Origin of the sequence: Pseudoalteromonas sp. TB41 (assembly GCF_000497975.1) — a bacterium.
GTDB lineage: Bacteria > Pseudomonadota > Gammaproteobacteria > Enterobacterales > Alteromonadaceae > Pseudoalteromonas > Pseudoalteromonas tetraodonis.
On the sequence record NZ_AUTH01000062.1, the window covers coordinates 26,024 to 36,214 of the forward strand.

The window sequence follows — 10,191 nt, forward strand, 5'->3', positions numbered from 1 at the left end:
GCTTAAAATTAAAACACCGCATTTAAATTAAATGCGGTGTTTTAATGTTGTACTTACCAATTTTGCATTTCTACAATCCGTGACTGGGTTCGCGCATATTCAAAACTTAACTTTTTACCTTGGTATAACTCGTTTATGTCGGCCTGGGCATTAATTACCAGTAATTTGTGGCAATCGTAAAACTCATCGACTAAGGCAATAAAACGCCGTGCTTCATCATCAAGAGTATGCTCATCCAATTGCTGCTTTTCTCGCTGATAGCTATCTTCTATACCATGCACAATAACCTTACCGGTTGCCTCTTTTCCCATTATTGGCACATTCGCGATATATACTACCGAAAACTGTTCTGCTAAAAACATATAGTCATTGGCGCTGCGAGGACCTGAGCACAATGCCATAAAATCAATCAGTAAAGCATCGTCAGTTTTTAATAAATAGGAGAGTGCTCGGCCATGCACAGTCATTGTATTATCACGCGTTGCTTGAGGGTATGCGGATAAAAACCCAGCCTCAAATTCCGCGTGGGGCAAGTTAATAAAATAATGACGACTGCTTCTAACGTACCTGAAGCGGTGGTCTTCCTCCCCCGCTACGTTAATTACATGACAATGCGCATTTATTAAATCGATAGTTGGTAAAAATCGCGCGCGTTGCAAACCGTTGTAATAAAGTTGCTCGGGTTTTGCGTTAGAGGTTGCGACTAGTACCACGCCTTGTTCAAACAAAGCGTTAAATAACCGAGCCATGATCATGGCATCACCAATATCACTAACAAAAAACTCATCAAAGCACAGTACCTTTATCTCTTTGGCCCACTGTTTAGCTATTATTTGTAGCGGATTTTTATCCCCTTGTAACTTGGCCAATTGAGCATGAATTTTTTCAATAAAGTGATGAAAATGCAGGCGCTGCTTTTTCTCTGTGGGTAAGTTTTTATAAAATAAATCCATCAGCATAGATTTACCCCGACCAACAGGACCGTATAAATATACCCCTTTGATTAACCGTGCTTTTTGCCACCAGCTTGTTGGCTGATTTAATTGCTCACTCAAAGACTGTAACGCACTCACGGCTTGGTGCTGCGCCGCATCAAAAACAAGCTCTCCTAATGAAACTTTGCGGTGGTACAGGCTTAAAATTTCTGTGCTGGGCTCTGTCATGGCATTTCACTATCCGCTATACTCGCGGCCATTGTAGCCGACTAAAAATGTGAACAACATGAAATTTCCTTGCCGTTTAGATAAATTTATTAGCCATTTAGCAGAGTTACCACGCTCAAAAGCCCGTGCGGCAATAAAAAGCCAAGCGGCTAGCGTTAATGGCGAGGTGATCACGGCATTCGACTTTCAAGTTACTCTACAAGATGACGTGCTGTTTTATGACGAGCCATTAGTTTTTTTAGGTAAACGCTACTTTATGCTCAATAAGCCGGTAGGTTATGTATGCGCTAATTCGGATGAGTTACACAAAACCGTATTTGATTTGCTTGATGAGCCAAATTTGAGCGATTTCCATGTTGCTGGGCGTTTAGACATAGACACGACAGGCCTAGTGCTTATTACTAACGATGGCGAGTGGTCACATAAAATTACCTCGCCGAAAAAGAATAAATTTAAAACCTATTTGGTTGAAACCCAAGAGCCGATTACCGATGATGCACTGCAGCAATTACGCGACGGTGTACAGCTTCACAATGAAAAAGATTTAACTCGCCCTGCTATTGCTGAGCGCTTGGGGAATTATGGTTTACGCTTGTCTATTTCTGAGGGTAAGTATCACCAAGTAAAACGTATGCTAGCAGCGGTAGATAACAAAGTAGTTGAATTACATCGTGAACAAATTGCGGGTATAAAGTTAGGTGAAGATCTGGCTGCAGGTGAATACCGCCCACTAACCGCCGCAGAGATAAAACTGTAAGGCTGTTTAGGTATTAGGAAAACAGCTTCAAACTGACCGCAGCCCTTTCTGAAACCTGACGCCTAAAACCTGCTCTTATGATTTAATCTGCACTAAATCAAAGTCTGTCATCCCGGGTACAATGGCTTGTAGGCGAGACTCTGTAATATCTAGAGAATTTAAGCATTCACAGTATTCAGAGGCTTTAAGTTCTAATTGGTGGGCTTTTTTCTGCAACGACTTATCGATTTCTTTGGTGATGATATCCATGCGTTGCCCCATGTCGTTCATGCGGTCTTCTATATTGCCTTCTCGAGATTTAAACGCATCCCCGAGCGACATTAAAATAGCACCCAAAGAGCCATGTACTGCAGAGTGTATTTTTTGGCTAATTTCTTTAGTAAAAAAATCATCAATTTGGGAAAGCGATTGAGGGGCTATAAAAAAGAAGTCGTCGCCACGCTTAAACTTATCCATAAGTGCACGCTCTACATATTGTAATTGCGTTTTTAGCACTTCGGGTTCTTTATCTGACATGCCCTCAACAACATGCTCAATAGCACTGAGTCCCAGGTTTACACCATCAGTCGCTAAATCGACTAGCTCAGGAACCGTTTGACGAATACCATTGCTAAATTGTTCTAGCACTTTACTTTCGTCGGTACTTAAATCGACCCAGTAGCCTCGAATAAACAGTTGATTATTATTGTTAATTTGCACCCTAGTTTGGCCTTTATCAACAATACGGATCACATCATCGGTAATAATTAAACCATGACGAAGTTCAACATCACATTGCTTTTGTGCGATTGCATTGCAGCTTAAAAGTGCCATTGATAACGCCAATATCGAACGAGATAAAAACGCCATAAACACCTCAAAAAGACTAAAATAGGGGGTGGCTAGATTAACAAAAAACCAACTTTATGCAAGCAAAAGTAACACCCTAAAAACAAGGCACCATGAAACGTAACGTTTATACAGCGCCTTTATCCTCTGGCTTGTACTATTAAATAGGTGAGCCTGGTGGTATGGGTAACGCTTTAAAGTTATCAGGCCACTGGCCTGTTGTTAAAAACTGATTAATTTGCGCCGCTAAATAGTCTTTAAATGCGCTGTCACCTACTTCAGGATGGCTCAGTAAAGAGTGTTGATTAAACTCATCCGCTAGTTTATTTAGGTAAAAATGCAGTTGCGCTTGCACCTCTGGACTTAGTGTTTGGCTAGCGACAAGATCAGCCATAGTTTTTGCCGTTAAGTACTGTACTCGTTGCGTTACTTTTCCTGTCATAGTGGCAGGCGCTGATACATTAAACACCTGCTTATATAATTGTTTAAGCAGCTCATCTAAGCCATAAAAGCGGTTATCTCGCACTTGCTGCTGCGCTAGACGATTTAATCGTTGAGCATTAAGTAATAGCGATAAGCTATGCTGCGCGGCGACTTCAGGTAATGCAAGTGCATCCATGGTTAAGCCGGTACGCCCCACTATACTTTCTCGTGATTTAGACTCGCCATACGCTTTAGGCACGATTAAGGAAAGTATCGACTCTGGAAGCGTTAAGTTGCTTGCTTTTAGGGTCGCTAAAATGGCATTAACCGCTTGTTGTTGAGCCTCTTTAGTTACAACTTGGGCGCCTTTAACGGGTGCATCACTGCGTATCTCATAGTCATAATCAACGCCCGCGATAAGCTTAGCAACCGCTTCAACTTGATAACGGTGGAACAAATAAAGCGGTACTAGCTTTTCTTCCAATTGCGATAGCGCAACCCCAGTTTTTATATTATTAATACCAAACTGCCCAAGCGCCTGCTTTCGCACATCAAGCACTCTAAGTAATTCTTCACTTGGATTACTGCCGTTATCCCAAAGGTGCGCTGTAGGGTGCGCCCCACCTTTGGCACGGGCATCACTGTCAGAAATAAACGCCAAACCTTGCGCTTTATTTTGCTGTAAAATAGCAGCGAGTGCTGCGCTTTCATCTTGTCCGGTAAAGTCGCTGTAGCCATATTTGATCACTTGGGTATCCCATGCCCCCATGCCTTTAGCATAACCATCAGATACATCTAACTGACCATTATCAGCAAAACTTAACAACGGATGCGGATAGTCCATCACCGAAGCACGATTATTTACTGACGCAGCAAAGTTGTGCGCAATACCCAGTGTATGACCAATTTCGTGAGCACTGAGTTGACGAATACGATCAAGTGCCATTGCATGTAAGGTACTTGCTACTTCATTGCCTTTTAAATAAGGCGCTGCCAGTGATTCAGCAATTAAAATATCTTGGCGTACTCGTAGCGATCCTAGTGTGACATGGCCTTTAATAATTTCGCCTGTACGTGGGTCTATAATTGAACTGCCATAAGACCAACCACGAGTTGCGCGATGCACCCATTGAATAACGTTGTAGCGCACATCCATAGGATCAGCATTATCTGGTAGCACTTTAACTTCAAATGCATTTTTATATCCTGCTGCATTAAAGGCGTTATTCCACCATTGCCCGCCTTCTAATAAAGCCGTTTTTACTGGTTCAGGTACGCCAGGGTCTAAGTAATACACAATGGGTTCGACCGGTTCACTTACAGCCAGACTCGGATCTTTTTTTATTAACCGATGGCGTGGAATGTAACGCACATACATAGACTCATCGAGCCCTGCTGCATAATTTTTATGCTCCACACTCCAATAACCCGATTGCGGGCTGAATTTACGTGGCGTGTAATTGTCATCAGGCAATTTGATTAATGAATGGTGCATATGCACGGTTAGCGCGTATGGATCAGCACTCACTTGGCGCACATATTCACCTGGTTTAGACCCTTTAAAGGTGAGAATGGCTTCAAGTTCAGTATTTTTCAAAAATGCTTTTGAGCGATTTATAAATACCGCACTGCGTGACTCATCAAGGCTAAACTGCCCTTGCTTGCGCGCAGCTAAAGTACGGCTTACGCCATGTACATCGCTTAGTAAATAGGGGGTGTAATCAATTAATGCAGCATTGTCATCTTGCGCGACAACTTTAAAACCCGCCAAAATACTGGATGCAAACGCTTCTTTAACGCTTTGCTGCTCTGCTAGATTACTTGTGTTTGCACGGTAGTAAGTATTTACAGCGCGCAACATAACCTTATTGCCAAAGCGCTCAAACTGTACCAAATAAGTACCGCCTAATTGGCCTCTATCTAAACCAATATCGTTAGACCCTACTCCATAAGGTAAGCTGTGTTGTAATAAAAATTGTTGTTCAAGTTTATCAACCTTTAAATACACATTGCCGTTTTGCGTATCGTAAAAGAAAGAAAAATAACCCGGGAAATGGTTCATTTTTTCAGTAAATTCGTCAATAGACTTAATTGCTGCGTGCGCTTGAGTTATCATACAGAGCAACACAGTAAAGAGTATGTAACTTAATCGTGATATTTTTTGCATAATCTTATCTTTGTTATTAGCGTTTTAAATGCGATGTAGGTATCCCATTATAGGGGGTTATTTATACAATACAGTTATTTAAGACGAATTTCAGCGCTCTAAACTAATCTCTCTCACATTATGATTAGTTTTAACACGTTATCAGGAAAAAAGAATGCGTAGACTCCCACCAGTATTACTAGAAGATGGCTGTTCAAGAGAACTTTTGTCGTTAATTCGTACTATTTTAGCGGCATGTAAAGAAATTTCATTTCGCGTCGGTCAAGGTGAATTATCGGGCGTATTAGGCTCAACCCTCGATGAAAACATTCAAGGCGAAACACAAAAGAAACTCGATGTACTGTCTAATCAGTTATTAAAAGATATATTGCTGGAGTCAGGCACAGTTAAAGCGATCGCCTCTGAAGAAGAAGATTATACTGTTGCCGGTAACCCAGATGCCGAGTACATTGTTGCATTTGATCCACTTGATGGCTCGTCAAACACCGATATTAACTCGCTAGTAGGCACTATATTTTCTATTATGAAAGCGCCGGTGGGCTCTGATGCTGCTGATGAAAAGATTTTTATGCAACCTGGGCATCAACAAGTAGCTGCAGGTTACGTACTGTATGGGCCATCGACCATGCTTGCGCTAACAACGGGTAAAGGTACACGCATGTTTACCTTAGATAAAACCCAAGGTAGCTTTTTACTTACCCAAGATTTTGCCGCTATTCCTGCTAAAACCAATGAATTTGCAATTAATGCCTCAAACCAGCGCCACTGGGAACCGGCGATGCAAAACTACATTAATGATTTACTTGCCGGAGATACAGGCCCTCGTGCTCAAAACTTCAATATGCGTTGGATTGCTGCAATGGTTGGCGATGTACACCGTGTACTTAGTCGTGGTGGCTTATTTACTTACCCAACTGATACTAAAGATCCTAATAAGCCTAACAAACTGCGTTTACTTTACGAAGCAAACCCAATGGCAATGCTAGTAGAGCAAGCAGGTGGTATTGCTTCAACAGGCACTGAGCGTATTATGGATATTCAGCCTGATGCCATCCATCAGCGTGTTGCGGTTATTTTAGGCTCTAAAGACGAAGTAGAAACTTGCTTGAGCTATCATAAGTAAACTTTAAGAACAGGTTTTAGGTTTCAGTTGTCAGCTAGAGATTAGCCCAGTAGTGGTTACTAACATCTGAAAACTGTTGCTTAAAACCTTTCATACTTTCTGATAACCACCTGCTACTGTTGTAACAGCTTTAACAACTGTGCGAGCTTTTGATGAGTCAACTCGCCCATTTGCTCGCTATTACTTAGCGCGTAAATAACACCTTCATGCTCAGCGCAATTTATGTCATCTCGCGACTCAATAACATTTGCCCACAGCTGTAAATCGTCAATATCAATTTCTTTATTGAAACAACGCGTAAGTACATTAATTAGTACAGGCTTTGTGAGTGTGTACAGGTAGATTTTATTGCTTGCTGCGGTTGAAACAATCACACTAATGGCACTATCTCTTTGCTCGCCAAAAGTAATAAATTCAGCCAATGCTTTTTGTATATTCATAATGTTTGTTATTCTTGCTGCTCTACTGTTAATAAGACCTAAAATGACCCAGATAAACTGCAGCCAATGTAATACAACGCTTAACTGTAATGTTAATGATATAACCGCATGTTGGTGTTATCAGTTACCCGCTATTTTACCACTCAATGATACAGCAACCAGCTGCTTATGCCGATCATGTACTCTTGCTAAAATAAATAGCTATTTAGAGACTATATACACCCAACCAATAAAAGCTCAAATCGCTTTTGCTAAACAATTTAGAAGCAATGATAATTTAATTGAAGGGTTAGATTACACCATGCAAAATAGTTACATGGTGTTTAGTAAGTGGTATTTTTTAAAACGGGGTACTTGCTGCAAAAACGGGTGTAAAAATTGTCCCTACAATTAATCTACTCTCCCGCTGCAATTGGCAGTGAACTGTCGGCTCCCCATTCACTCCACGAGCCATCGTACACACTTAAATTACTATAGCCGCATTCATCAGCGAACAGCGCAAGCGCACAGGCAGTAACGCCAGAGCCACAGCTAAATTGTAAGTGGGTTGCATTACCAACTAATTCATTAAACTTTGCCTTTATAAAGTCGAGTGATTTTGCCTCGCCATTTTCTAATAGACTATTTAAAGGTAGCGAATAGCTATTAATAATATGGCCGCTGCGCATTCCGGCTCTTGGCTCACTACTTTTGCCGGTAAAGCGCTCATAAGCGCGTGCATCTAAAATAACTGTATTGGCATCCTCAGTAGCACTTAGCACCTGTTTTTTATCAATAAAGTAATCAGGCCGGTATTGAGCAATAAAATCGCCTTTTAATGATGCTTGTGTATAGTTTGATTCAACCGGAAGCCCAAGTTCAAGCCACTTGGCTAAACCGCCACTGAGGACTTTTACGTTATCAAACCCCATGGCTTTAAACATCCACCAAGCTCTAGCTGCACTGAATAACCCTGCATCTTCATAAATCACCACAAGTGAATCGTGATTCACTCCCGCTTTTTGCATCACTTGAGTAAATTGTTCTGCACTACACAAGGTATTAGGCAATGGGTTTGAGGGATCTGCGAGTTCTTTTTTGATATCAAACCGTTGTGCTTTAGGTAGCATGGCAACGGGTGAGTACTCCCCCGCAGCTGAGGGACGTAACATACCCGCATCAAAAATAACCAGGTTAGCTTGCTTTAAACGCATGTTAAGCCACTTTGCATCAACAAGATGTTTCATAAAAAATCCCCTAGAGTAAAGAACCATATAATCAAACTATTAGATTAAACAATACTAAGTAATTAGGTAATATCAACTTTAGCATTGGTTATTTAAAAATAGCTATAAAAATGGTCATAGAAGTAATACTTTGGAATACTATAGTAACTAATTTGTAGATGGATTTATGTTAGGATCTATCGTCAGTAACTTAATTATGAGAAGAATATTTTGAAACTATCTGTTTGTATTATTTGTAAGAATGAGGAAAATACAATTGCCCGCTGTTTAGAATCAGTTAAATGGGCTGACGAGATTATTCTGCTTGACTCAGGCAGTACAGATAATACACTCGAAATTGCAAAAAAATACACCGATAAGATATTCATTAGAGAGGATTGGCAAGGATTTGGCGAGCAACGTCGAAGAGCTGAACAGTTAGCTAGTAACGACTGGATTTTTGCTATTGACTGCGATGAAGAAGTTAGTGAAACATTAAAAAATGAGATACTTAATACTTTGCCTAGGTGTAGTGAAGAAAATGTATTAAGAATAAATCGGCTAACATATTTTTGTGGCCAGTTTATTTATCACAGTGGCTGGCACCCTGATCATATTGCCCGTATATACAACAAGAAAAAAACAAGTTACAACAGAAACTTAGTGCATGAATCTGTTATAACAAAAGACTGTGAGCTAATTACACTAAAAGAAAACATTTTACACTTCCAGCACCAAGATATTTTTACCTATCTTAATAAAAGAAACCACTATGCTAACTTAGGCGCAAAGCAAATAATTCAAAAAGGAAAAAAAGCCTCATTATCAAAAGCTACTGGCTCTGCCATATTTGCTTTTATTCGACATTATTTTTTAAGGCTAGGTTTTTTAGATGGAAGAGCCGGTTTCGTTATAGCTGTTATCCAAAGCCAATACAGTTTTAACAAATACCTTTTCTCAGCTTATAAATAATATATAGCTTTCATAGAATAATACTATTGAGTCTAATTACATATACTGGATTTTTTAAATGAATCTATTTCGCTTAAAGACTATTAAGCTACAAACAATAAAATAATTAACCTGAGATCTGGTTAAGCCAACATTAGATTATTACTCTCTAAAATTTCAAGTTCTTGCGATGTTAAATCTAATGACGGCTTTTCCTCTTTTAGGCAATAGGCAATTAATCCACCAAGTAAATTTAGCATAAAGCCATGCATACTGCGGTGTCTAGAGTGTTCAATGTAAGAAATGTTTTTCAATTGATCATTCACCGTTTCGATTATAAATCGTTTTTTCAATAAAGCCCTGTCCCACAATGAAACAAATTTTTTCTTCATATTCTTTCGAACCGTCGTGATCAACTCGACACCTTTTTCTAGTAACTCACCAGAGAGCGCTTTGCTGATATAACCTTTGTCGCCATAGAGTTTTCCGAAGATAGAGTCCGCCATATCAGAAACAGGCTCTCGATCATCCACATTGCCCGTTGTGAGCTTTAGCGCCACAATCTCACCTAAATGATTAATTATTAAGTGTAGTTTGAATCCATATGACCAACCCATAGTGCCTTTTCCATGATGAGCAACGCCTTCAAACACTTTATTTCTTTTAGCTCTGATGATGTGACACACTTCTATTTTAGTGGAGTCAACAAATTGTATACCTGTGGGCTTGCCAAGTTTTGATGTGAGGTAACTGCACATCGGAACCACCACACTAGGCATAAGCGCGAGAAACCTTGCGTAACTCAGCAACTCTGGAAAATAGGCTTTAAGTTGACGGCAAACATAGTGAAGGTAGTAGTTTTTGAAATCTCTGTAATGTGACTGGTGAAAATGGATGATAATAGTCATCACCTCTGACGGAGATAAGCGGCATGCTCTTCGACGTTTAATTTCACCATTTTCGAGCAATATACGCTGCCAGCTTGGGAAAAATAACTTTGAAAAATCATCGACATCACAGTACGTTTCAACTAACTTGTTCATGCTCGTTCCTTTTTGTTCTAATCACTCTTGGTCGAATGATCGGATCATGGAACGAGCATTTAGTTCCTTTAAATTAGTAATTTCTTATCCG

The 10,191-nt window shown here is 40.1% G+C and carries 10 protein-coding genes; 4 read left to right on the forward strand and 6 right to left on the reverse strand.

Annotated elements, in window-relative coordinates; genetic code table 11:
• Positions 1–53: 53 nt before the first annotated feature.
• Positions 54–1,163, reverse strand: a complete 1,110-nt coding sequence (zapE, locus tag L641_RS0108525; RefSeq protein ID WP_024601673.1) for a cell division protein ZapE — start codon at positions 1,161–1,163, stop codon at positions 54–56.
• 58 nt (positions 1,164–1,221) lie between these two features.
• On the opposite strand from zapE, the gene rsuA reads away from it, so the two are divergent.
• Positions 1,222–1,920: a 16S rRNA pseudouridine(516) synthase RsuA gene (rsuA, locus tag L641_RS0108530; RefSeq protein WP_024601674.1), complete on the forward strand. Its 699-nt coding sequence runs from the start codon at positions 1,222–1,224 to the stop codon at positions 1,918–1,920.
• Positions 1,921–1,995: 75 nt separating this feature from the next.
• On the opposite strand, the gene L641_RS0108535 is transcribed toward rsuA, so the two are convergent.
• Both L641_RS0108535 and L641_RS0108540 read right to left on the reverse strand, forming a co-directional pair.
• Positions 1,996–2,769 carry a YggN family protein gene (locus L641_RS0108535; RefSeq protein ID WP_008115461.1) on the reverse strand — a complete coding sequence of 258 codons (774 nt, stop codon included), beginning with the start codon at positions 2,767–2,769 and terminating at the stop codon, positions 1,996–1,998.
• Between the two features lie 139 nt (positions 2,770–2,908).
• Positions 2,909–5,338, reverse strand: a complete 2,430-nt coding sequence (locus L641_RS0108540; RefSeq protein WP_024601675.1) for a zinc-dependent metalloprotease — start codon at positions 5,336–5,338, stop codon at positions 2,909–2,911.
• A gap of 154 nt (positions 5,339–5,492) precedes the next feature.
• Here L641_RS0108540 and L641_RS0108545 point away from each other — a divergent pair, with 154 nt between their 5' ends.
• On the forward strand, positions 5,493–6,461 hold the full coding sequence (locus L641_RS0108545) for a class 1 fructose-bisphosphatase (protein WP_008115459.1): 969 nt from the start codon (positions 5,493–5,495) through the stop codon (positions 6,459–6,461).
• Between the two features lie 113 nt (positions 6,462–6,574).
• On the opposite strand, the gene L641_RS0108550 is transcribed toward L641_RS0108545, so the two are convergent.
• Positions 6,575–6,901 carry a hypothetical protein gene (locus tag L641_RS0108550; RefSeq protein WP_008115457.1) on the reverse strand — a complete coding sequence of 109 codons (327 nt, stop codon included), beginning with the start codon at positions 6,899–6,901 and terminating at the stop codon, positions 6,575–6,577.
• Between the two features lie 43 nt (positions 6,902–6,944).
• Between L641_RS0108550 and L641_RS22270 the strand changes: the two genes are divergently transcribed.
• Positions 6,945–7,295, forward strand: a complete 351-nt coding sequence (locus L641_RS22270) for a cysteine-rich CWC family protein (RefSeq protein WP_035112598.1) — start codon at positions 6,945–6,947, stop codon at positions 7,293–7,295.
• A 1-nt stretch (position 7,296) separates the two neighbouring features.
• Here the strand turns inward: L641_RS22270 and L641_RS0108555 are convergent, their stop codons facing one another.
• The gene (locus tag L641_RS0108555; RefSeq protein WP_008115454.1) at positions 7,297–8,127 is read right to left on the reverse strand and encodes a sulfurtransferase; all 831 of its coding nucleotides are present in this window, start codon (positions 8,125–8,127) and stop codon (positions 7,297–7,299) included.
• Between the two features lie 210 nt (positions 8,128–8,337).
• Here L641_RS0108555 and L641_RS0108560 point away from each other — a divergent pair, with 210 nt between their 5' ends.
• Positions 8,338–9,078, forward strand: a complete 741-nt coding sequence (locus L641_RS0108560; protein WP_008115452.1) for a glycosyltransferase family 2 protein — start codon at positions 8,338–8,340, stop codon at positions 9,076–9,078.
• A 122-nt stretch (positions 9,079–9,200) separates the two neighbouring features.
• On the opposite strand, the gene L641_RS0108565 is transcribed toward L641_RS0108560, so the two are convergent.
• The gene (locus tag L641_RS0108565; RefSeq protein ID WP_024600952.1) at positions 9,201–10,100 is read right to left on the reverse strand and encodes an IS982 family transposase; all 900 of its coding nucleotides are present in this window, start codon (positions 10,098–10,100) and stop codon (positions 9,201–9,203) included.
• Positions 10,101–10,191 lie beyond the last annotated feature (91 nt).

What these genes read in the sequence shown, in the direction of transcription:
- zapE (WP_024601673.1), bottom strand. Translation starts at nt 1,163, where the DNA reads ATGACAGAGCCCAGCACAGAAATTTTAAGCCTGTACCACCGCAAAGTT.
- rsuA (WP_024601674.1), top strand. Translation starts at nt 1,222, where the DNA reads ATGAAATTTCCTTGCCGTTTAGATAAATTTATTAGCCATTTAGCAGAG.
- L641_RS0108535 (WP_008115461.1), bottom strand. Translation starts at nt 2,769, where the DNA reads ATGGCGTTTTTATCTCGTTCGATATTGGCGTTATCAATGGCACTTTTA.
- L641_RS0108540 (WP_024601675.1), bottom strand. Translation starts at nt 5,338, where the DNA reads ATGCAAAAAATATCACGATTAAGTTACATACTCTTTACTGTGTTGCTC.
- L641_RS0108545 (WP_008115459.1), top strand. Translation starts at nt 5,493, where the DNA reads ATGCGTAGACTCCCACCAGTATTACTAGAAGATGGCTGTTCAAGAGAA.
- L641_RS0108550 (WP_008115457.1), bottom strand. Translation starts at nt 6,901, where the DNA reads ATGAATATACAAAAAGCATTGGCTGAATTTATTACTTTTGGCGAGCAA.
- L641_RS22270 (WP_035112598.1), top strand. Translation starts at nt 6,945, where the DNA reads ATGACCCAGATAAACTGCAGCCAATGTAATACAACGCTTAACTGTAAT.
- L641_RS0108555 (WP_008115454.1), bottom strand. Translation starts at nt 8,127, where the DNA reads ATGAAACATCTTGTTGATGCAAAGTGGCTTAACATGCGTTTAAAGCAA.
- L641_RS0108565 (WP_024600952.1), bottom strand. Translation starts at nt 10,100, where the DNA reads ATGAACAAGTTAGTTGAAACGTACTGTGATGTCGATGATTTTTCAAAG.